The 23,490-nt window shown below is 49.3% G+C and carries 21 protein-coding genes and 2 pseudogenes; 13 read left to right on the forward strand and 10 right to left on the reverse strand.

The features are described from left to right. Positions 1-295: 295 nt before the first annotated feature. A complete protein-coding gene (locus tag EKM87_RS02885) occupies positions 296-2,233 on the reverse strand; it encodes an acyltransferase family protein (RefSeq protein WP_125681657.1) in 1,938 nt (645 codons plus the stop codon). A gap of 475 nt (positions 2,234-2,708) precedes the next feature. Here EKM87_RS02885 and add point away from each other — a divergent pair, with 475 nt between their 5' ends. The 11 genes and pseudogenes from add (at position 2,709) to EKM87_RS02940 (ending at position 13,431) form a co-directional block, all read left to right on the forward strand. Further along, positions 2,709-3,740 (forward strand): adenosine deaminase, encoded by a 1,032-nt coding sequence (add, locus tag EKM87_RS02890; RefSeq protein WP_125681659.1) that lies wholly within the window; start codon positions 2,709-2,711, stop codon positions 3,738-3,740. A gap of 536 nt (positions 3,741-4,276) precedes the next feature. Continuing rightward, entirely contained in the window at positions 4,277-5,101 is an 825-nt protein-coding gene (locus EKM87_RS02895) for a phage integrase N-terminal SAM-like domain-containing protein (protein ID WP_125681661.1), read from the forward strand. Positions 5,102-5,168: 67 nt separating this feature from the next. Then, positions 5,169-6,017 (forward strand): polysaccharide deacetylase family protein, encoded by an 849-nt coding sequence (locus tag EKM87_RS02900; RefSeq protein WP_125681662.1) that lies wholly within the window; start codon positions 5,169-5,171, stop codon positions 6,015-6,017. 430 nt (positions 6,018-6,447) lie between these two features. After that, a complete protein-coding gene (locus tag EKM87_RS02905; RefSeq protein WP_125681664.1) occupies positions 6,448-6,630 on the forward strand; it encodes a hypothetical protein in 183 nt (60 codons plus the stop codon). Positions 6,631-6,756: 126 nt separating this feature from the next. Then, positions 6,757-7,314, forward strand: a complete 558-nt coding sequence (locus EKM87_RS02910) for a L,D-transpeptidase (protein ID WP_125681666.1) — start codon at positions 6,757-6,759, stop codon at positions 7,312-7,314. 43 nt (positions 7,315-7,357) lie between these two features. Then, positions 7,358-7,600: pseudogene (locus EKM87_RS02915) on the forward strand (HAD family hydrolase); the annotation flags it as partial. 60 nt (positions 7,601-7,660) lie between these two features. Then, positions 7,661-8,548: a Fic family protein gene (locus tag EKM87_RS02920; protein WP_125681669.1), complete on the forward strand. Its 888-nt coding sequence runs from the start codon at positions 7,661-7,663 to the stop codon at positions 8,546-8,548. A 136-nt stretch (positions 8,549-8,684) separates the two neighbouring features. After that, complete coding sequence (locus EKM87_RS02925) at positions 8,685-9,233, forward strand: zinc metalloprotease (protein WP_125681671.1); 549 nt, start codon at positions 8,685-8,687, stop codon at positions 9,231-9,233. A 766-nt stretch (positions 9,234-9,999) separates the two neighbouring features. Further along, complete coding sequence (locus tag EKM87_RS02930) at positions 10,000-10,968, forward strand: hypothetical protein (protein ID WP_125681673.1); 969 nt, start codon at positions 10,000-10,002, stop codon at positions 10,966-10,968. A gap of 291 nt (positions 10,969-11,259) precedes the next feature. Continuing rightward, positions 11,260-12,984 carry a hypothetical protein gene (locus tag EKM87_RS02935; protein ID WP_125681675.1) on the forward strand — a complete coding sequence of 575 codons (1,725 nt, stop codon included), beginning with the start codon at positions 11,260-11,262 and terminating at the stop codon, positions 12,982-12,984. Between the two features lie 177 nt (positions 12,985-13,161). Further along, positions 13,162-13,431, forward strand: a complete 270-nt coding sequence (locus EKM87_RS02940; protein ID WP_164506420.1) for a type II toxin-antitoxin system RelB/DinJ family antitoxin — start codon at positions 13,162-13,164, stop codon at positions 13,429-13,431. Positions 13,432-13,631: 200 nt separating this feature from the next. Here the strand turns inward: EKM87_RS02940 and EKM87_RS02945 are convergent, their stop codons facing one another. From EKM87_RS02945 to EKM87_RS02970, 6 genes are all read right to left on the reverse strand, one after another. Then, on the reverse strand, positions 13,632-14,639 hold the full coding sequence (locus EKM87_RS02945; protein ID WP_125681680.1) for an aldo/keto reductase: 1,008 nt from the start codon (positions 14,637-14,639) through the stop codon (positions 13,632-13,634). A gap of 127 nt (positions 14,640-14,766) precedes the next feature. Beyond that, a complete protein-coding gene (locus EKM87_RS02950; RefSeq protein ID WP_125681682.1) occupies positions 14,767-15,438 on the reverse strand; it encodes a putative quinol monooxygenase in 672 nt (223 codons plus the stop codon). Positions 15,439-15,473: 35 nt separating this feature from the next. Beyond that, the gene (locus EKM87_RS12660) at positions 15,474-16,034 is read right to left on the reverse strand and encodes a DapH/DapD/GlmU-related protein (protein WP_125681684.1); all 561 of its coding nucleotides are present in this window, start codon (positions 16,032-16,034) and stop codon (positions 15,474-15,476) included. Positions 16,035-16,140: 106 nt separating this feature from the next. Continuing rightward, positions 16,141-17,049: an amidohydrolase family protein gene (locus tag EKM87_RS02960; protein WP_125681686.1), complete on the reverse strand. Its 909-nt coding sequence runs from the start codon at positions 17,047-17,049 to the stop codon at positions 16,141-16,143. A gap of 12 nt (positions 17,050-17,061) precedes the next feature. Further along, positions 17,062-17,703, reverse strand: a complete 642-nt coding sequence (locus EKM87_RS02965) for an NAD(P)H-binding protein (protein WP_125681688.1) — start codon at positions 17,701-17,703, stop codon at positions 17,062-17,064. Between the two features lie 231 nt (positions 17,704-17,934). Then, positions 17,935-18,312, reverse strand: coding sequence for a DUF2255 family protein (locus EKM87_RS02970; RefSeq protein ID WP_125681690.1), 378 nt, complete (start codon positions 18,310-18,312; stop codon positions 17,935-17,937). 433 nt (positions 18,313-18,745) lie between these two features. Here EKM87_RS02970 and EKM87_RS02975 point away from each other — a divergent pair, with 433 nt between their 5' ends. Beyond that, the gene (locus EKM87_RS02975) at positions 18,746-19,633 is read left to right on the forward strand and encodes a LysR family transcriptional regulator (RefSeq protein WP_125681705.1); all 888 of its coding nucleotides are present in this window, start codon (positions 18,746-18,748) and stop codon (positions 19,631-19,633) included. A 17-nt stretch (positions 19,634-19,650) separates the two neighbouring features. Here the strand turns inward: EKM87_RS02975 and EKM87_RS02980 are convergent, their stop codons facing one another. From EKM87_RS02980 to EKM87_RS02990, 3 genes and pseudogenes are all read right to left on the reverse strand, one after another. Next, positions 19,651-20,232: a sugar O-acetyltransferase gene (locus EKM87_RS02980; protein WP_125681692.1), complete on the reverse strand. Its 582-nt coding sequence runs from the start codon at positions 20,230-20,232 to the stop codon at positions 19,651-19,653. A 363-nt stretch (positions 20,233-20,595) separates the two neighbouring features. After that, a pseudogene (locus tag EKM87_RS02985) lies at positions 20,596-21,024 on the reverse strand (RNA-guided endonuclease InsQ/TnpB family protein); the annotation flags it as partial. Between the two features lie 293 nt (positions 21,025-21,317). Further along, positions 21,318-22,163, reverse strand: coding sequence for an aldo/keto reductase (locus EKM87_RS02990; RefSeq protein ID WP_125681694.1), 846 nt, complete (start codon positions 22,161-22,163; stop codon positions 21,318-21,320). Between the two features lie 379 nt (positions 22,164-22,542). Between EKM87_RS02990 and EKM87_RS02995 the strand changes: the two genes are divergently transcribed. Continuing rightward, positions 22,543-22,932 carry a DUF2255 family protein gene (locus tag EKM87_RS02995; RefSeq protein WP_125681696.1) on the forward strand — a complete coding sequence of 130 codons (390 nt, stop codon included), beginning with the start codon at positions 22,543-22,545 and terminating at the stop codon, positions 22,930-22,932. Positions 22,933-23,490 lie beyond the last annotated feature (558 nt).

The raw sequence follows: 23,490 nt of genomic DNA on the forward strand, positions 1-23,490 counted from the left end.
CAGACAATTGTTCCTCGCCAACCGTTCAATACACCCGATTAAGACTGACGGCTAACACATTGGTTATTTACACAACTACCGTAGCTACAGGTTGTCAGGGCTGGTGGCAGCTGTGAAAGTGGCGTTAGCTCGGTGGTTCTCCGAGATTACACCACGGGACGAGCTTGGAAACACGTGACCTGGGCGTGGTTTCAAGTCGAGGTGCGAGACCGCACTATGGCTCGCGCCGGTCCCCACAGTAGGCACCAGCCCTGACAGCCGGAGGCGACCATGTCACGCCATGTCACGCCAACCGTTATTTAGAAGTCTTGGCCATCGACTTGGCAATCAGTGACGTGAAGTACCGGTTCCCAAGGTTGTTAGGATGAACGTGATCGCTAACAAACCACTTGTCATGCCCCTTAGCCGTCCCGTACCAATCAATCTCATGGACGTTGTCGTACTTGGCAGCCGTCTTTGCAATCATCTTGTTCACGGAATTCTGCCATTCCCGGGTTGGGACGTGCGCGTTGACCCAGAAAATCTGGCGCTTAGGTCCAATAGCGTGCACAATCTGATCTGCCTGGTCAGCGGTCACGTACCCGTTGGTCCCAATGTTCACCAAAACCGTCTTGGCTAATTGGCCCCGTTGTGCCAGACCATTGATTACACCTGGCAAGGCATTTGCTTGCCGACCAACTGCCCCATCAACGACAGCACCAGGGAAGACCTCTTGAAGATCACCGGAGTCATCTAGCAGAACGGAGTCCCCCACTGCCGTGATTGGGGTTTGCTTACTGGTCGTCAGTTCCTCAGCGTTTAAGAAGTAGTATTTTGCCGTCTTCTGGTCCGCCTTGGACATCTTTGAAAAAGCCACGGCCTTCTGGTGCTTACGCTTAGAAGCAGCCGCCGCTAACGCCTTTTGCTTTTTTGCCGCGTCTGCGTTTTGTTTCTTCGTCGAAGCCTGTCGTTCCGTAATCGTCCGCTGGAGGGCCGTTGGTTTAGCAGCGGCTGGCTGTTGGACAAAGCCCACGGCGGTGACGCCAAACAGAACGGCAGCAATCACCGTAAACGTGCTGGCCACCCGGTGGGCACCGGGTTGTTGCAACAAACTCTTCACATCATGCGTCAACTGACCGTAATGGTAGTGTCGCATTGGATTTTCAATAAACCGGTAACTCAACTCCGTCACCAACATGATTAAGGCGACTTCAACCAGGGCGTTGAACAGCGGATGATTACCGATGTTCACCTTAGCTTCATAGAAAATCATGACGGGAAATTGGTACAGGTAAATCCCATAGCTCCGCTTACCCACGTAACTAAAGACGGGATTAGAAAGCAGTCGGTTCATGTCACTTCCCGGATGGGCCACCGTTGCCACCAGAACGCCAGCTAACAAGGTGAACCAGAACATACCACCACGATAAGTGCTGGCTGCTTGCCCATTCATGGTAAAGAACATGTAAATTAGAACTAATAGTGACGCTAGACCCGCACCATTTAAAATCCAGCGGTGGGCCTGTGAGACATTTGAATTGAGCTTATGGGCCGGCCATAGGAAGGCCATCCCCGTCCCAATCAGGATGGCAAACATCCGAGTGTCAGTTCCATAGTAGACCCGGTTCGTGTTCGCTGGGTCGTACAGTAACGCCATCAAAACCGCAGATACAACCGCTACCGCGAATAGAATGGCTACAGCGCGGGCCCGTTTCCGCAGGAAGAGTAATAGGGCCAACACCACAAACGGCCAAACCAGATAGAATTGCCCTTCAATGGATAACGACCACAAGTGTGTGAACGGCGATTCCCCGTTGAACCGGTCAAAATAGGACTGGCCGTGCTTAATCTCAAACCAGTTATAACCATAAATTAAGTTCGTGACGACGGTACCCCGAATATTGGCCAACAAGCTCCGCTGAAACAGCGTGATATAGGCTGTCGTTCCCAAAATCATGGTAACCAGGGCCGGATACAATCGCTTTAGCCGCCGTCCATAGAAACTCCAAACATCAATTTCATTGTGCGTATCCCACTCCTGAATCAGTAGATAAGTAATCAGATAGCCAGAAACCACGAAGAAAATGGGCACTCCTAAGTACCCCCCCTGTAAGGTGGATGGTGCTAAGTGATAAATGATAACCCCCAAAACGGCTAACGTCCGGATACCATCGAATCCGGTTATGTATCGTCGCTTTCCTTCGCGCTGACTACGCAAAAGCGTTCGCGTGAGCCGCGTGTAAGTCTGATCCATAATGATTGCTCCTTCTCTTTATAAAAACCAGTAACTGTTAGACTGGTGATACTCCCCAAATGGTTGTAAAACTAGTTATTAAGTTGATTTTATTATTCGTTATGTTGATATTTTTTGAGATGATTTACCAGGTATATGTGCCGGACCTACTAACAGCCCTAATCGCCTGGTAAAATCTCGGTAGCTAACTAGACCTAATCATATAATGTTTACCCCTTAGAAACAACGTTTTTACCCACATTTTTGAAATTGTAAAATTTGACATCAACAAGTAACCGTTCTCATTTAGCAAAGACGGAATTGTCGGGATTTTCAAGTGATTCTAAGCGGCTGGTTAATTCGTCAATCAAACATTCAGAAAGGCAAAAAGACGGGTCATTCGTTCTAGCTAATATCAGTAATCGATTTTTCTCTGGTAGTTAAGCGCTTTCATGATATACTTAAAAGAAGCTATTTACCAAAGGAGGAGTTCCCCATGTCCCGCGTCAAACCTTTTACTGAAAATAACGTCCGCCAATACCCCAAGGTTGAATTACATTGCCACCTTGACGGCTCAATTTCTCTGCCCGCTCTCCGGGAAATGGCAGCGGTAACGGGGACCCCGTTGCCCGCTGACGACCAAGATTTACGTAACCTGGTCACCGCCCCCCTTGAAACCGAAAGTCTCATTGACTACTTACAACGTTTCCAAGTTGTGACTGACCTGATGCAGACCGCTGAACAGCTGCGAATTGCCGGCTTCGATATGGTCCGCACTGCGGCCGCCGATGGCCTCATTTACTTAGAAACTCGCTTTGCCCCAACCATTTTTACCCAAAAGGGGCTGTCCGTCCGTGACGCCATTCAGGCAACTTTAGACGGTCTCCACACCGGTACTGAAGAGTTTGGTATTCCAGTTAACGCCATCGTCTGCGTCATGCGAGATCGTCCCGTCGACGAATGCATTGGCGTCTTTGAAGTTGCCAGTGAATTTATTGGCAAGGGTGTCGTCGGGCTCGACTTTGCTGGTGACGAAGCCAACCACCCCGCCATCGACCTCGCCGAAGCCATGAAGGCTGGTCGGCAAACAGGACTGCCATTTTCATTTCACGCGGGTGAAGCTGGCCCCGTTGACAACGTGGCGGTCGCCCTCACCATGGGCGCCAAACGAATTGGCCACGGGGTCCACATGAGTGGCTTCCCCGCTACCATCAAGCAAGCCAAGCACGCCGAGGCAACCATTGAAATGTGCCCCACCAGTAACGTCCAGACCAAAGCAGTCACTGGCTACGACACCTTCCCGCTCTCTGAATTCTTGAGTGCCGGCTTGAATGTCACCCTCAACACTGATGACCGGACCGTTTCCAACGTCACCCTGACCAGTGAATTCATGACCGTTCACGAACACTATGGTCTGGGCTGGCAACATCTGGAGCGGCTCACGCTAAACGCCATCAACGGCGCCTTTATCTCCGACGAGGAAAAAGCCGCCCTCCGTGATAAGGTTCACGCCGCTGTCACGGCTTAAACCTTGTTTTAAACCACCATTGAATTGACTTCAGTGGTGGTTTTTATTTTACACGCGTTTAGCGTAAATCTGGTAGACTGGTGGTAGATTAATACTTACAGTCATTAGGAGTAGCGCTGGCTGTGGGGACTGGGCAAGCTATCGTACAGTCTCGCCCTCTACTAGAAATCACACTAAACCGTGACCTGAACTCGAAAGAACACTGACCTAACACACCATTCACACCCAACCTTCGACCAACCAATTCAGGTAATCTAACACCTAATCAATCAGTAATGGCAGGGCACAACTGTAGCCGCAGGTGGCTGGGGATGGGGGCGCCGTGTCGATGGTGTTACTTGGTGGTTTTCCAAGTTACAGCATGGGACGAGCTGGGAGACCCGCTGGGCTTGGCGGGGCTGCCAGTCGAGGAGCAAGACCGCTCCTCAGGCTTGCTCCGGTTCCCACGGCGCTCCCATCCCCGGCCACCGGAGGCGGATGCTACCCACAAGACTTTCCGATTGGTTAAAGTAATTTTTAGAAAGTGAGGCGGTTGAATGCCGCAAGAATACCCGTACCAAGACGCCTTCAACCGAACGCTAGCCGACCGGTCAATGGCCACCGCCACCCGCGACGAATATACGGCAACGTTGAAGGACTTCTTCCACTACTTAGAAAACTTCAATCCCACCTACCAACGCGATCACCGGGTCAACCAGCTTCAGACCCCCGACGTGGAACAGTACCTGGCCATGCTGGTGGACGCCCGCCAAATTCAAAACCAGACCTATAACAAAATTCTTTCCCACTTAAACGTCTACTTTAAGTTTCTCTTTTCTCACCGCTGGACGCCTTACCTGCCCACGCTCGACCTCAAGAGTAAGCCCAAGCAGGCCGCCCAACCAGTCAATTATCGGTGGGTCGACACCCTGGACGACTTCTTAGCCGACCAGCGGCTCCACGTTTACACCCGGCTGACCCTGTTGCTGATTGCCCACGGCTATCCCGTGCAGGTCTTTTTGCAACCGGATTTTACGGCTAAACTGACCACCAGCGAATGGTCCGCCGCCGACCAGGCCTTTCTGCAAGAATTCCGAGTATTTGTGACGCCCTTACAGGACCGTTTTCAAACCGGTGATTGGTTCTTAAAGCAGCGGGCCGCGGCCGACCCACACCTGACATTGCCCGGCCTCCACAAGTATCTCAAGCCCGACGAAAGGATCATTGGGTTCGCCCTCAGTCCCACCGTTTTATATCAAGGTTACTTAGTTAACTATCTTCGCCGCCACCCGCAAAAGACCGACAGAGAGGTTATTGCGACCCTCCATTTGGAACCAGATTCCATCGACTATTACCGCCGACTGGCCCAACGTGCCGATTGAGTTCACTTTTTACAGAATTCCTCTTATAATATAACTTATATAAGATTAATTATTTGGGGGAATAATTATGCGTAGAAAATGGTGGTTATTGGGTGGCTGTCTGGCCCTTGCCGCCCTACTCGTATGGGGAATCAATCGTTCCCAAGAGCGGCCCAATCACAACGTGCAATCTCATCCGGCACAAGAAAACGAAGTCTCCAGTCACGACGTCTCGGCCACTCAGGTCAAGACGCCCAAACCGTGGTTGAAGTTAAAACACCCGTTAAAGTTGCCGATTCTGATGTATCACAGCATCGCCAGTGGCAACCAACTGCGGGTGCCCAAGAAACAGTTCGCACATGAGATGGCCTACCTGAAACAGCACGGCTACCAGACGCTAACGACGACGCAGGCGATTCGCGCACTGACAACCAACACCGTGCCCCAGAAAAAAGTCGTCTGGATTACGCTGGATGATGCGTACAAGGACAACCGCAAGATTTTACCCATTTTGAAAAAATATCACCAACACGCCACAATCAATGTGATTACTGGCTTTACGCACAAGTCTAACCACTTGACTCTGGCCGAGATGAAGCAATTGAAAGACTCCGGTCACATTGATTTTGCTAGCCACACGGTCCAACACCTGAACCTCGATAGCCTCACGGCGACGGAACAGAAGCAGGAACTGACGGCTTCCAAGACTTGGTTGGACCAGCACCTTCAGCAGGACACCAAGATGCTCTGCTACCCCGCCGGTCACGCTAACAAAACAACTCACAAGCTCGCTAAACAGGCTGGCTACAGCATTGCTCTGACGACCCAGGAGGGCGTCGCTACCATGAAACAGGGCCGCTACAACCTCGCCCGCTTACGAGTCACCCCGGGCATGACGCTGGCCACGTTTGGTGCAATGATAGGTTCCGGGAGTTGATTCTTCATTACTTTGCTAACTAATGGCTCTGGCTAAGCTTCACCAACCAGGGCCATTTTATTTCATGTAAATGTAAACGTTTCCCATTGTTTAATCCCGCCTTTCGCCGTACAATGAAACTAGTTAAAGAAATCACAAGGAGGTCTTGATTATGGGGAGCGTGGCAACGTTAGTCACTTGGTCATTCATGGTAATCTTGATCGGAGCGGAAATCGTCCGGGGCATCTTCATGTTCCGCGGCTAAAAATGATGATGGGAACGGGTTTGGGACAAAAGTCTCAGACCCTTTTTGTGTTTCGAACGTATTTCGTTCGCCGACCAGCCTAACCGTCGCCTCCCACTGCCAATTGCCACCGCATCGTGCTAGTCTGTGGCAACCTCATCGGGCAAAACCGCCCGTTAGAAAATTTAGCAGCGAGAAGGTGGCCCCATGTGGTCGAAGTTGAATCCTCATTTCTATCGGACGTTGCCCTTTTGGTTGGGCGTCCTCTGCATTATAGCTGAACGACTCCTCTGGCAGGCTGATAGCCAATCGGCGCGGTTACTGGGGGTGGGGACCGGCACTTTTCTCATTCTCTTGAGTTTTGACCATGAACCGAGGGACAATCCTTGAAGCGAGTTGCTGAGAATCCCAGCAGCTCGCTCTTTTTACTTACCAACAACCGTACCACTCGTTGACAGTTTATAAATATACTCATAAGATGAACTTGTTTAAATTATAAGGAGGAACCCCTACATAATGAAAAAAGTACCACTGTTGATTGTCACACTACTAGCCGTCCTAGGATTGACCGGGAGCGCAGTTCGGCTGAGCAACTACGCCACCACTGCGCAAGCTAAAACAACCAAGGCCACGAAGACCCCTTCCTGGAAACAGTCTTCTGAATCTAAACCTTACCCAAACCTGAAGAAGCACAAGCACGCCTTTATCAAGGTCTCCATTGCCAAGCAACGGGTCTACATCATGGCCAGCAAGAAGAAAGTCCTGTATACCATGAAGTGCTCAACCGGTAAGAAGTCCTCCCCGACTCCTAAGGGCACGTTCCACATTCAAAACCGTGGTAAGTCCTTCTACAATGCTAGTTCCCGTGAAGGTGCCCGTTACTGGACCTCCTTCAAGGATTGGGGCGTTTACCTGTTCCATACGGTCCCAACCAACGCCAAAGGGAAGTACGTGGTCAGTGAAGCCAAGAAGTTGGGCAAGCGCGCCAGCCACGGTTGCGTTCGCCTCAGCGTTACCGACGCCCACTGGATCTACACCCACGTGCCAGCTAAAATGAAAGTCGTTATTCACTAGGCTTACAATCCTGACTGATCATAGCTAAGCTGTTGCTGAATAAATCATTAATTTGATTGCCATTCAACACGCCCCTAAGGCCTGTTCCACTGCCGCAATTTCAGCCCTCAAGGCACGTGGTTTAAGGCCAGTCATGTTGACCGATGATAACCAATGGGTCGCCCAAACCATCGCCACTGAGGTCGGAATCGATACGGTCATTGCTGACGTCTTACCTGGTGACAAGACCGATCACGTCAAACAGTTACAAGCCGACGGACCAGTCGCCTTCGTTGGGGACGCCATCAAGACGTGGTCTGGTGAAGAGTTTGACCTACCGCTTCTGGACTAAAAGGAGTTGAGATACATGGAGATTAATAAACTGGTTGAACTTAACGCCCTCAGGGACAATCTTGAAGACCTTCAGGCCCTGTCTGACACCCAATCCGAGGAACTGGACCTACACATCAAACTTGAGCACGTATGGACGTCTAACGCCATCGAAGGCAACAGCTTAACCTTGCCTGACGTTACGGCAATCTTGACCCGCGGGACCACGCTCAAAGGTGGCCCGGTCAAAGACCTGTTGGAGACGTTGGACCTGAGTGCGGCCTATGATTATATGCAGCAACTGGCGACTGACCCGGAACCCTTGAGCACCGCTGTGATCCGCAGCTTGAATCGGCTCGTGATGCAACGGACTGCAGTCGATAAGCCCGGTACGTACCGAGTCTTAGCAGCTTGGCCCTACGGCCATGAGGACCAGCCCTACAGCATACCGGCTGATATTGCCGCACAAATGGACGAACTTATCGTTTGGGCGCACGAAGCGCAAGGGGCGCTGCACCCCGTGCTGTACGCGGCTGACTTGCATCAACGATTCGTTGCGATCCATCCGTTTATTGATGGGAACGGCCGAACCGCCCGGTTATTAATGAACCTGGCACTAGTCTCGGCTGGCTACCCTGTGATCAGCGTACAACCAGACCAAGTAGCCCGCGATACGTACATGCAGGCCCTGGCTAAGTCTCGTGAAATGGGCGATTTGAGCGACTTTGAAGACCTGATTGCTGGCTACGTTAAGACCGAGCTGGAACGATTAATTGATATGCTGAGATTGAACCACCAGAAACAGGCCAACTTTAAAAGCGGTATCGAAGAGGCCCTTGAAGATGTTAAGAATGGCAACGTGACTGAGTACCACACGGCTGCGGAGCTCATGCAGCATCTCACAGATTTGGAGAATGAGGACTAATTAGAAAAGAAGCCTATCAACTAAAAGCTGATAGGCTTCTTTCTTTATGTAATCACCCAAAGTGACAAATTGTGTCATGCCACTCGCGTATAATCTAAACATAATAACTAATTTATGAAACTGAGGAGTGTTCTTTATGTTAAATCGTAAAAGTTTAATCAAGTTCGTTACCATGTTAGGTATCGGCGTTAGCCTGTTAGGCGTCGGCTCGGTCACCGCCAACGCGTCAAGCAAGCCATATTATGGGAGTTTTTCTTCTCGTAAGATTACTTATCATATTGATTCCACTTCCAAGCATTGGAAAAACCTTTGGAAGGGCGCTATCAATTCATGGAATAGTTTGCATGTTGTCAAATTGCGTGCTATTAAAAAGGCCTCTAAGGCTGACATTCGATTGACGACGAAGAAGAGTATTAAGGGTGGGCTTACTATTGGTAGTACTCTTAATGGGCCTCAAGGCGTCGGCGGCATTTTCTCATCAAAGGTTGCCTTGAATCGTAAGTCATTGGCCGATTTAAATGAAACCGAATCAGAAAAAGAACAAGACGCTTTATGCGGCGTTGGACTCGCCATTGGATTAAAGGAAAACTTTTACGATAACACGAGTGCATTATCAGGCTATTCATCAACTCCGAACGCACAAGACAAGAAAAATTTGCAACTTGCCTACAAGGGGATCAAGTAAACACAAAAACACTCGCTTAACGAGTGCCTTTTTAATCCATCAATGTGTCTCTAACCAGCGCCACGACGCCAGTCTCAAGTTTTTCTGTCCAGACGCGATAGTCACCAAGCAGCTCCTTTGATCAGTCTATTATACTACTACCTGTAGAGTGTTAGAGCGGTGGCGAACCCTCAACTATGATTGGAGTGATGCGTATGCAACACAACATCAAACTTGAAAGGCTCGCTGTATGTGATAGGTCTGTCGGCATGCCTCCTGGGCATCGCCGCAATCTTGAACGCTGTTGCCAAGGTGATTACGGCTTATGCCAAAATCATCGAAGCAAACAAAAAGAACCGCAGCTAACTTGGCGGTCTACTCGGTTCTTTACGCTGTAATGTGACTGGGTGAGCTGTCGCTCTACATCTACCGTGTTTCTGCGCTAATTATAGCACAGGACACGGTGTTTTTGTACAGTGTTGAATTCAAGGCAAAAGAAAAGAACCGTCGCTAACTTGCCGGTCTGCCCGATTCTTTACGTCGTAATGCAACTAGGTGAGTTGTCACTCTACAGCTACATAATTATAACACCTAAGCTATTCGATCAGGACCAGTATGCCTGACGCATTTTGGTATCAAGGCTATCCTTTATTCGGAGCAGCTTTTTTATTTTGGCGTTCAAAAATTAAATCACGTTAACTATTGAAGCATCTCTTCAATGACCATATAATAGGTCTTATAAACACATTGTCACTACATAAACTGGTTATTGAGGAGCAATAATATCGTGAAAACAAAAAAATTGATCATCGCCACCGCGACCCTGTTAGCTGCCGTTGGTATGACCTCCGGTACTGCAATCACCCAAGCAGGCTTGGGAGTCGATCAGGCTAGTGCTAAGTCTGTACGTCACACTGCAACGCCTAAGTCATACAAGAAATTGGCTAAGAAGGCCGTGCACGTTTCAAAAGGCAATCTGTATTCATCTGCTAAGCTCAGCAAGATCACGCACAAGGCTAAGAATTATAAGCACACCACCTTCTATCGGACGAAGCAAGCTAAGGTTGTTAAGGCTAATAAGAAGACTGCTGTTTATAACTATATCAAGTCGAAAAATGGTAAAACTAAGGGCTGGATTTGGCATGGTTATGTGAATAACGGCAAGGCTCCAAAGGCTAAGACAAGCAAGGCTGTAGCCATGAGTGCTAAATCTAAGTCAAGCTCATCTGTAAGCTCAAGCAATAAGATTAGTAAGAACAAGCTGAAGAGTCTTAGTTCATCAGTGAATAACAGCTCTAAAACTCTTAATAACTGGCTGATTAATCCTGGTAAAAAGACTTCAGGTGCATTAACCAATTCTAAAGGCTACTTGAAGCCCGCTAAGGGAACTAAATTTGAGGATCTTGGTGGACAGGCAATTGTTGGAACACTAAGTAACGGTCACCGAATGATGGGATCATTAAAACATCCCTCTAAATATCTTGAAGTAATGCCGGGGATGCATAGTAATTCCGAAGAGTTTATTAATAATTCTGGACATTGGGTTGTATACTATATCAGTGGCAATGGGGACGACGGGATCGCAGCCGCTCCTCATAAAGGGTTTAAGTATTTGAGCGGAATGGATCAAGGTTTAATTACTGGATTTAACGGCATGTGGATGGGTAACAAAGCTAGCGATGATAGCACGTTATACAATTGGAATTCTAAGATTTTATTGATTAATAAGAAAGCTGCTGCTGCCGATTATCAATAAAAATCGGATAGTTTAAAACATCTGATTCAAGATTAGACAGATCAATCTTAGATAACAATAAAAATACCCTAAACTAGGGTATTTTTTATTTTACATATTGATGCGTAGTCTAAAAATATGCGCTATGCAATTGAAAAATTAAACACTAGTCAAACTCATACCACTAGCTTTAAATGCTAATATTCCGCAGGCGTTAGACCACCACGCCTAAATACGATAAACTGGAGATGATTAGTAACACGCCACATAGGTAAGAAACTTCCTGCCAACTTAGAAAGGGTTACATCCATTATGCTATTAGTCGCATTCTTCTGCACACTAGCCGCCTTCATTATGGGCATTATGGGGCTGGTTCAACGCCCCCAACACGCCAAACTGCTGATTGGCGTCTACGTCTTTTACTACCTGATTGCCCTGCTGGCCGTCTTCGTGATGCTGCCCAGTAAAGCACTCTTTAGCCTGATCATCCTCAACGTCATCAGTGGCATCGCCTACCTGCCTTTTTTGGCTTTTAGTAGTCCCAACGTGACGATTGAGGGGCCTGAAAAGAGTGGTCGACCGCGCTTCCGTAGTCGCAACCGCGGCCTCAACGTCGCTGCTGCCATTCTGGGGCTGCTCTTCTTAACCAGCCTCTTCGGCGCCGCCCAGACCCGTTTCGGCGTGAAGCCCGTCTACAACTCTCTGAAAATCAAGACTATGAAGACGGCGCCCCTCTTGGATAAGGACGCTACCCCCATCGCCATTGCGCCTAAGACCGTCCGCAACAAGATGAACAAGGCCATGAGTACCGTCCCCAACACTTCTTACTACAAGCTAGGTGACCTTCAGACGCAAGTCGTCAAGGGCAAGACCGTCTACATTGCCCCCGTTGAATTCGACGGATTCTGGCGGTGGCAACGCGCCCGTGAGACACCGGGGTACTTCATGATCGACGCCACCAACGTGAACGCCGAACCCCATTTCGTCAAACAGGCCATGAAGTACACGCCGAGTGCCTACCTGATGGACGACGCCCAACGAGTCATCTACAATCGTTTTCCAGGTTGGGTCCAAGAAGGCCAACCGCAACTCGAAATCAAAGACAACGGCGAACCCTACTTCATTCAAACGGTTTATAAGGCGCGCGGCGTATCCAGTCGTATCAATTACCACAGCCTGCACGTCGTGGTCCTGAACGCCAAGACCGGGGCCACTAGCCTCTACGCCGCCGCCAAAGCCCCCAAGTTTATCAACGAATCGATTGCCTCCTCCACCGCTGCCGAAATGAACGACATCTTCGGCTGGTATGGCAACGGCTACTTCAACGCGCATTTCAACAAGACCGGCGTTAAGGAACCCAACAGTAACGGGACCGAGGACGGCGTCACACCCGTCGTCGACAAGCACGGCAACATCTCGTACTTTAACGACTTCACCTCACCTAAGACCAGCGCGGATTCAACCATGGGTTACTCCATGATCAACGCCAGAACCGGAACCCTGACCTACTACACCGGTAAAAATATCGGGGTCATGGACAGTGACGGTGCCAAGAAGATTGCCGAGAAGGAATACGTGGCCCAGAAATGGACTGCCACCATGCCAATCATGTACAACATCGATGGCACGCCAACCTGGGTCGTTTCCCTGCTAGACTCCACTGGGGCCTTCCGGAGTTACGCCTACATCAAGGCTGCCGACCAAAGCGTGAAGGCTTACGCCACGACGGCGACCCAGGCACTGGACCAGTACCGGGTGCAACTGGCTTCCGTTGGCTCCACGGCCAGCTCAACCACGAACTCCAAGGTTACGAAGACCAAGGGAACTGTGGAACGGGTCGTCGTCATTCCCAACGGGGACACCCAAAACGTACTGTTTGCCTTAAAAGGCAACGACACCCTCTGGACCGTGGGAACAGCCGATTACCCGAAGGCCGTCCTGATGAAGGCTGGTGACCAAGTCAACCTGACCGGCCGGATCAACCAGAGCGCCAAAACGGGAACCGTCGAAACCTACACGAACCAAACCTTTAAGTAGTCCCTACTCTTACTAACGAAATTCAGGTGAGATTTGTCACCCTCTTTCTTGAAATACTTGACCATTTGTCTCAGTTTTAAAAGGGCAAGCTCTTATTTTTAAATTTGATTGTCAAAGTAGCCGGATTGGTTAACATTGTTAGTACAATGTTATATACTATCTTTGGAGGTGAGCGTATTGTCAAAAAACACAACCCTGACCATTCGATTAAACAAAGATGTCAAAGAACATGCCGCCAAAGTTGCCTCTGGCATGGGCTTAGACTTAAGTACTGCCGTCAACATGTTCTTAGTCGAACTAATTAAAACCAATAAGTTACCTTTCACACCAACAGGTCCCGAGTTTCCAGACATTTGGAAAGATGATCCCAAGGATATCGCAAGTTTTAATCAGAGCATAGGCATCTTAGATGATGGGAGAAATTCTGGTAAGGAAAACACCGATTAAACAAGGTCAACTTTAAATGCAAAAACAGGTTTGAGACAAAAGTCTCAAACCTGTTTTTGCACTCCGAACATATATAGTCGAAACGTGCGACAAAAGGCAGTCAACTCCGCTTAACCCCGCTATACCAACAATCCAAGACCCGGATTATTCGTCTAGCGACGGTAATGCTCATTGACTAATCGCCTTTGGCCACACGCTATTTACCGTTGAAAGTTAGTGTCGTCTGAAGCTAACGGTCCCACTAGTTCGTGTGGTACATATGGGTCTTCCAGATACTGCACGTCATCTGGCGTCAATTGGAGGTCCAATGCCTTAACGGCGCCCTGCAAATGCGACGACTTCGTAGCGCCAATGATGGGGGCAGTCACCGTCTGCTTCTGTAACAGCCAGGCCAATGCGACCTGAACACGGTCCACACCATGCTTGTCGGCAATCTCACCAACCCGCTGGATGATTGGCATATTCAACTGCTTACTATCATCGTACTTGGAACGGGCCACTTTATCAGTCGCATACCGCTTCGTATCACCGGCCCAATCGCGGGTCAACCGACCGGATGCCAGTGGGCTGTATGGTGTCACCGCAATCCCCTGGTCCGCACACAGCGGCAGCATCTCCCGTTCCTCTTCCCTGTAAAGAAGATTCAAGTGATTCTGCATCGACACAAATTTGGTCCAACCGTGCTGTTCAGCCACCGCTTGCGCCTTTTCAAACTGCCAAGCAAACATGGCCGAGGCTCCGATGTAACGGGCCTTACCGGACTTCACAACGTCGTTCAACGCCTCCATGGTTTCTTCAATTGGCGTGGTGTAATCCCACCGATGAATGATGTACAGATCCACGTAGTCCGTCTGCAAGCGCTCCAGACTCTGGTCGATCTGAGACAAGATGGCCTTGCGGGACAATCCCGCCACGTTAGGCGCTTGGTTCGGGGTGAAGAACACCTTCGTGGCTAACACAACTTCGTCACGATTGGCCAACTTATTCAGTGCGTGACCCACGAACCGTTCACTATCGCCGTGAGAGTAAATATTCGCCGTATCAAAGAAGTTAATGCCCAGGTCTAACGCCTCACGAATGACTTGTTCGCTAGCCGTTTCATCGATGGCCCAGGGAAACATCCCCGTCGACGCGGTACCGAATCCCATGGTCCCTAAACACAACCGAGAAACGTCTAATCCGGTACGTCCTAGCTTTACGTAATCCATTGTCTACCATCCTTTTCTGCAATGATTTCTATGTACGTCAGCCGACTCAGCCAACTGACTAAATTTAGTATAGAGTCTTCGACCAACTCGAAGGCAAATCCCATACTGATGACGCCATAACCGATTGCTAACCCTCAAACACCAACCCACCCTGATTGACCAGCGTGTCTGGCGTCAAGATAGTGGTTGTTGATTCCTCCACCATGGCTTGACCGGCTGCTTGATAGCGCCGGTAGCCCGCCGACTGACAAAGGGTCTGGTAAGCCAATAGATCGGTATAAACATCAAAACGCACCCAATTTTGTGGCGCCGTCACTGACCGACCAATGTACGTTGCCAGAATCCCCTGAGTACCCGCCAACCAGGTTCGGAGAGACGTTTGCATCAAGTCCTGGTAGGCTTCCTCTTTATCCGCCTGCAACGTGAACTCGTGTAACTGAATAAAGTGCCCATCTTCCTGAGTTCCCCGCAACGATTGGTTTAGTTCCAGCAGAAGTACCGGCGTCAAGTTGATCACCGTTTGGTCAGTCACCGCTTGCTGGGCGACGCCCTTAAAAGCCGAAAACTGTGGTGACTTTGCGTGCGTGTCATAACTAGCTTGATCGCGATAAATTTCCACAACCCGGTTAGCTATCCCCGCCGAATCGACGTGGGTCGCATACATAGCGAGGGTCCCCGCCTCATTTTCAATTGAAGTTTGTAGATTGTGCTGCCCCGCCGCAACAAAAGCGTCACGTTGGTCCGCCTTAATATTTAATTTAAATAATCGAAACAATGGTGCTGGGTGTTCCTGTGCCATCGAAATCGCTGCCCTTCACTCGTTTCATTAGTTACTTATGCCAATGGTGTTAGTGGTTTGATGACCCGCGCAGGTACCCCGCCAACGACCGTATTATCCGGCACGTCCTTGGTGACCACTGCACCGGCACCCACGACAACGTTGTTGCCAATGTGGACGCCGCCAATAATGGTGACGTTGCCACCGATCCACACATCATCACCAACGGTGATCGGCTTGGTGTAGGTGACCAAGTAACGAGAACCGTCTGGACGCACGCCAAATCGTTGCGTCGCATCCAACGAGTGGGCCCCGCAGTAAAACTTGGTATCCGGTGCAATAATGACGCGGCTACCCAACGTAATTTTGTTGGAATCTTGAAACGTGCAATTGCCATTGATGAAGACATCATCGCCAACTGCGATGTGTTGCCCGTAGAGCGCACTAAACGTCCCATTAATGGTCAACCGTTCTCCCGTCCGACCAAAGAACGCTCGAATGGCAGCGGTCCGCTGTGTCCCAGCCGCCGTGTTGATGGTCGTAACCAACTTGCGGCCACGGGCTAAAATGCCTTGTAACTCCGAATCACGGTAATCATAATCCTGACCAGCTAACATTTTTCGTGTTCCGTCATCATCTTGTTAATCTCTCCTAACGCAAATCGGGCAACCGAACCAGTTGGTTCAAGGTCACCCAATTGTCCTTTTATCGCTGACCTGATACTTACGCCATCAAGGCCTGCCAGTTATCTTTAAAAATAGCCTGCTTCTGCGCCGCTGTAATCGCCATGTCATTCACGGCCTGTTCAATGACCGCCGTTGGTCCCACTGGTGGGATGCCAAACGGTGAATCGGTCCCAAACAAGATGTGGTCAACGCCGAAGAAGTCAGCCGCTAACTCCAGCGCCTTGGGGTTACCCAGAATGGCCGTATCCACGTAAAATTTTTGAAAATCCGCGTAGTCTTCAGCTGTTTGAATGTACTTGATGCGTTGACTAAAGTACGGCACCATCGCACCGGCGTGATGAACAATGACCTGCAACCCCGGATACTTCCGGAAATACTTTGCAGTCACGATGCCATACATCGCTTGCGTAAGCTCGTATTCCCAGCTAAACGTCAAATTATTAGCCGGCTTTTGCATATCGAAAACCGGGTGCAACCAAATTGGCGCTCCAATGGCGGCCATCTTGGCAAAAACGGGTTCGTATGCTTCATCCGTAATCGGCTGGCCCAGGGCCTGCGTGAAGAGCTGGACGCCGACCAACGCATCACTGCCAGCCACCTGATCGTCGATGATCTGTAAGGCGGCGGGCACGTTATTCATCGGTAACATGGCTACGCCGGCTGGAAAAATATCGCGGTTGGCCCGTACCAAGGCGGCAATTTCATCGTTGGCAGACCGGCACAACTCAGCGGCCTGATTGGGGTCAACAAAGTCTTCCGGATTCAAGTTGACTGCTGAAATGATTTGTTGGTGGGCCGTTGGTAACGATGCTCGGTGTTGCGCAACGTCCGTCAACAGGTCGTTTTTCATGTAGGGAAAGTTGGCCAAGACGTTGGGGTGAATCGCGTTCATTTGTGCCAAAAACTCGGGTGGTAGAACGTGGGCAAAAACATCAATCACTGCCATCGTGAGACCCCCTTAGTACCAGCTAGGCTTGTCGCCGTCAGTTCCAGCCTTGTTCAGACCAACACTAACGTTTTCGTAAGTCGTTGGCTGGTTGATGACCTTGACCACAAAGTCCGCCACACTGCGCCGGGAAACTTCGGTCCCTTTAAACCCATCAGCCAAGGTCGTCACCTCGTAGTCGACTTCGGCGTTATTCGTCAGCCAGGCTGGTCGAACTTCGGTGTAATCCAAACCGGACTTAGCCACCAGTTCCGCCGTCCGGGCAAACGCTGGTAAGTAAGCACCGATCATCTGATGGTTCCACTCGCCAAACTTGCCAGGTACTTCATCGTGAGCGCCAAGTGAGCTGATGTAGATCAACCGTGATTTGCCAGTCTGCTTCATAGCATCCACGACGCTCTGCGTTTGAACGTCCAAATCGGATCCGCCCAGGTTGGAGTAAACGACGTCGGCACTACTCATCGCCGTGGCAACGGCTGCTGTATCGTGCACATCCCCGTCCACCAAGGTGACCCGGTCATTTTGTTCATACTTAGCCAGTCGCGAGGCGTTCCGCAAGAACAGGATCAACGTATCGTCGGTCTCCTGCAGTAACCGTTCAGTGACTAATTGTGCCATGGCACCATGGGCACCGAGAATCATAACTTTTGTCATTTTAAATCCTCCTAATTTTTATCATGGGCAGCTTCGTATCTAATTTTTAGCCGCCAGTTACGCCCCGCTGAGTAAAATCTGCGAGTTGGAAGCTAGTGGGCCAATATTTCAAATATAACCCTTTCAATCGCTAAATACGCAATGATCGGTCTGGCAATTAAAAAAGTTTAGTGGCAACGTTCTGTACAGTCACACAGAGCGTTGTCATTCCGACCCGCTTCAAGTTTGAGGCTAGGGCAACTCTATCCGAACGGTTGCGCTAATGGGCCCCGCCGCAACCATTGGCGGTAAATAGGGACTCCCCGTGTACTTCGCTTCATACGCCTCACTGATAGCAGCCGTTAATTGATCGTCAGTCTGGACTGGCACGTAGGCGACTTCAAAGTCCTGACCCGCCAGATGAATGCGGCCGGCCCCCTGTTGTTTCGCCGATTGATACCACCGTGACTGTTGGCCGGTCCAAGCCCGCACGTACAGTTGGTCACCGACCACCACCGACCAGATCCAGGTTGGTGTGCCGTAGGTTTTACCATCCTCATAGAATGGTGAGACCCGCATATCATCTGCCGTGGAAAATGCGGCTAATTGTTCCTGTGTCCACTTACTCACGTAAAAACACTCCCTTCGAGTTCAACCCATTGACATCATCATACTGGCGATTAATAATTATGTAAAATGCTTAGTTTTAATGCTTCACCATTCATTTTATGTATGCTTGTAGAACGTCGCATAATGCCGCTCCGGCGGTCAGAGATGAAACCAGCTGTGGGGTCGCTTCAGCCAAAGAGCGGGCTTCCCGCTCGCTTTGTGGTTTCTGAATCCGTTAAGGTCATTGACGATCGCCGTCATGCTCCTCACAATTGGCTGCTGGATTTAGAGATTGAAAAACTAGTCCCTACCCTTACTAACGAAATCCACGGTGATTTTGTCACCCCTGTAGCAAAAAATCGTCGCGACCCCCTAAATGGGTAACGACGATTTTTATGAATCGACTAGCAGTCACACGTTTCTAAAGCAAGCCAGAGAAAAGAAGGTCTTATCCATGGAATTACGCGTTCTCCGTTACTTTATGATGATCGTTCAGGAGAAAAACATTAGTAAAGCGGCCAACCGCCTACACGTGTCACAGCCGACCGTGTCCCGACAACTCAAAGACTTAGAAGCCGAGTTGGGAGCCACCCTATTTGACCGAGGCAATCGAACCATTCGATTAACGGCAGATGGCGAGTACTTTGCGAATCAGGCCAAACAAATCTTAACGCTAGCGGACAAGACACTGACAAATATTCACCGGAAACAAGACGTTGCCGGGTCCGTCTTTGTTGGCAGCGCTGAGGCCCGAAGTATGTTGACGGTGGCCCAAGCCATCGGCCATTTAAATCACCAGCACCCCCGCGTTCAGGTCAACCTGGTCAGCACCGATGCCGCCGAAATTCACCAACAGTTAAGTTCCGGGGTCTTCGACTTTGGCGTGGTCATGGAGCCCGTCGACAAGACCGACTATGACTTTCTGCGGTTACCAGGCGAAAGTCGCTGGGGCTTACTGGTTCAAAGTCGGTCAGCACTGGCCCAACAAGCCACGATTAGTTTGAACGATGTGGCCCACACGAAATTGATTCTCCCACAACAGGGCGGTAGCCAACGCATCCACGACTTATTTGGCTTCACCCAGGCCGATTTGGACGTCGCTGCCACCTATAATTTACTGTATAACGCCTCGCTACTAGTGACTGCTGGCGTCGGTAACGCCCTAGGATTGGATGGCATCATCAACACCAACCAGACTGACCTGACCTTCATTCCCCTAAAGCCCCGCATCTCGTCGGGAGCCAACCTAGTCTGGTTAAAGGGCCAACACCTTTCTACGGCCGCGCAAGCCCTATTAGCTGAAATTCAAGCAACATTAGCCCCTACTCAGACTCACGGATAGCCGATAAATCCACCAAATTACGCCTCTGTACTCCCTTTGACTCGCCGTAAAACTTTGGCTGGCGTTCCGACCACGACCATGTTGGCCGGAACATCCTTGGTCACCACTGACCCGGCCCCAACAATGGCATTTTCACCCACTGTCACGCCGGGTAAGATCATAGCGCCAGCACCGACCCACGCATTCTTTTCAACGTGAACAGCACTGGCTTGGACGTCCCGCCGGTGGGCCGGGTCCTCAACGTGATTGACCGTCAACAACATGGCTCCAGGTCCAATCAACGCCCCGTCACCCAAATAAATCCCGCCTAAGTCGACGAACATCACGCCCTGATTCACGTAAACGTTGTCGCCGATAAAGAGATGCGGCCCAAAGTCGCTGTGGACCGGTGCGTTGATTTCAGCAGATTCCGGGACACTGTAGCCAACGACTTGACTCAGAGTCGCCCGCCGCTGTTCGTTGGTTTGATCAATATGGTTGAACTTCTTTAAGAGTTCCTGCGTACGTTGGACCGTTTGGTTGATGAGTTGAAAATCCTCACCGGTAAAGTCTAAGGGTTCTCCGGCCAACGCGCGTTGAAAAATTGCTGGTTCTGTCATTAAAATTCACGACTCCTTCTTTGTTCTCTAGCCGTTAGTATAGAGACGACGCAGGCGTATATCCAATACTTATCTCAAATTAGAAGCCATAGCATTTAGGCATGGCTGTAGACGCAAAAAGCAGAACCGCCACGGGGGAGTGACGATTCTGCTTTTTAGTTTGTTTGTTTTCTCTTGTCGTTGTGGATATTTGATGATTGTGTTATGTCAACCACGCCCGTTTAAAAACGGACGCTTGTGAGAACCACACCCTTTGACATGGTGACCACAGTTTGCTTAGATACAGCGTTAGCCTACGAATAGGACTTATCCGCTAATTACCAAAACCTTTTAGGTCCGCAGGTTGCCAGACGGACTCGTTTCCTATAAGGCAGCTAAACCCTTAGCTAGAATATTCTTAGCTGCATTATTATCACGGACATGAAGCGTCCCACAACTAGGACACGTCCACTCACGGTCAGCCAACGCCAGCTTGTCATTACCGGCCATGATGTGCTCACAATGGCTACAAGTTTACGTTGTCTTTTGGGGATTGACCGTCAAAAACTTCCGGCCATACAAAACAGCTTTGTAGGACAGCATGTTCAATAGTGTTCGCTAACCAACGTCTAAGATGCTCATTGCCAAAGCGTGGTTCCGCAACATATTTTTACTCCGCAGTTCTTCAGCTACGACTAAATCGTGGTTTTTGATCAAGGTCGTAGAGACGTGGTGTAAAAAGTTCTTACGTTGATTGGCAACTTTAAGTTGTAATTTGGCCACTAATAACCGTTGTCTTTGATAATTCTTTGCTTGATAACAAGCGTACTATATGAGTATACCGTATCCATAGCAAAGCGTCTTACAATAATATTTATGAAGATGATATATGCCTTTCGCTGATCAACGAAAGGCATAGTGGCATTCATCCCTTGATTGAAAGCAAGGGAATTCTGCCTAATTTATATTAAATCTGTTGGAGAAAGTATACCCGTCGTTGCCTTTAGCTGCTGGGGACTAGCAGCCTCTGAAACGTGTTCCACGAGCCAGGTCCCTGCGCTTTGACTCTCTAATGCTCAGGACCTAACCGGCTCGTTCCACACTCTTTAATCCCCAACCGGATGCCAGCCATTGGCGTCACTTAACCGGTTCAGGAAGGCCATATCCTTTTCGCTGATGTCGAAGTCCAGCTGGGCGTTGGCTTCAACGTGGGCCATTGCTCGGGCCTTTGGCAGTGGTGCGACACCATTTTGAATGACGAACCGCAGTGCTAATTGGGGAATGGAGACACCGTAGTTACCAGCAACGCGTTCCAGTTCTGGGCTGTCAACCAAACCACCAGTTGCGAGTGGTGAGTACGCCTGAACCACAATTTGGTTGGTCTCAGCTGTCTTTACAATAGTTGGTTGGGTATGACCCACGTAGTATTGAATTTGGTCAACAGCTGGTTTGACCGTTAAGCCATCCCAGGTTAGCAGGTTTTCCAAATCGTGGGAATTGAAGTTTGATACCCCAATCGCCTTGGCCCGCCCACTGTTATAAATGTCTTGCATCGCCCGCCAAACTTCACGGTTATCAGCATCGTGGTTTGACCCCATTTGGGCCCATGGCCATGGTGCATGGATGATGTAGGAGTCGACGTAATCGAGATTTAAAGCGGCCAAACTACTCTCAAAGTCAGCCATAACTTCGTCATAGGACTTCGATTCAGCTGGCAACTTCGTTTGTACAAAGATATCGGCACGGGCCACGTCGCTGGCAGCAATGGCTTCACCGACGCTTCGTTCATTTTGATAGGCCATGGCAGTATCAATGAACCGGTAACCAGCCCTTAAAGCATTACTAACGGCATCATAAGTTTCCTGACCAGGTCGTGTTTGCCAGGTCCCAAAACCAACCTTAGGCATCTTCAGACCATTGTTTAAATCAAATGTATCCGTAATTGTTGGCATTTAAATTCCTCCTTGATTGCTGATAGGTCTGAGTATAGACCCTTAGGGCCACACGAAGGCAACGCTAAATTAGTTAAAATTCAAAAAAATCACTGATTTATCACGCAATCAGTTAATTCTTTCAAAAAGTTTTGGGGCTTGTTCACTAATCATGTGTTCAATTAGCTATCTTGCTGAATTGACAGCTATTTACCGACTTTCATCAAATGAACAAGACACTAAATTCCGATAATATCTTTCATTTTAATCATTTTGGATATTTGTATTTATTCTAAAAGAGTATATACTTACGAATTGTAAGCACCATTTACAAATTCTCGCGTTCTCGCAGGCGCGGATGACTACCGTTGACTTGAACTGAAAATGGAGGAATTTACTGATGGATACAACTACTACACCATGGACCAATGAACAATTAGACTTATTTTTAAATGGCCACACCTTAACGATGAAGCCTTATAACTCTGACATGACTACCTTTGAAGAAGAATCTTCCGTTTGGGAAGTCGTTGTTGATGGCAACGTTTACTCCCGCGGCTGGAACGGCCAACAGACCAAGTGGTACATGGCTGCCGTCGCCCAAAGTGCAGGTGAAATCAGCGTTAGCGACCACAACTTTGCGGCCCGTTTCGAACCAGCCGAACAATCGGCCGATTTAGATGCCAAAATTACGGCAGCGTACAAGGCCAAGTACGACGGCCAACGTTCTTTACCAAGAATGATTTCAGAAAACCCAACTGCCGCTACACTGCACGTCATGCCTCGTTAGATAGCGTTGACGCTGAAACTGGTCAGGAACTCCAGCCTATGGGGACCGATCGAAGCCTGAGAGGCGGTCTTCAAGCTCGGTGGTAATCCTTGCCCAACCCATAAGTCTTACCACCGTCCAGTAGAATCGGACCGAAAGTTCCGGACCGATTCTACCTTCACAGGCTCAGGCCGGAGGCGTTCCCCACAGCAGGCGGACTCTCCGAGCGCCTCCGGTGGCTGAGTCAGGCTAGAGTTAAATCTAAAGTCTTACCCAGCCACCGAAATAAAATACGCACAGTCAAAGTAAACTCAAAAGAACAAGAGACCTGTGCTTGATAACTTAACGTGAAACAGCAAATAACCAGCAAACACAATTGTGCTTGCTGGTTATTTGCAATTACTGAAATCTAATGTCATGCAATCGATTTCACAAAGTGTGTTATGATTGCCTTAATACAAGCGATAATATATGAGAAACTATCGGAGGCGGTTTTATGGGGGACGAATTTACAATTGAAGTGCAACAAGTAAGAAGAAAATAAAAAAGAACTCATAGCCTGAGTCCTGTAAAATGAAG

Source organism: Levilactobacillus yonginensis (genome assembly GCF_003946265.1).
Taxonomy (GTDB): Bacteria; Bacillota; Bacilli; order Lactobacillales; family Lactobacillaceae; genus Levilactobacillus; species Levilactobacillus yonginensis.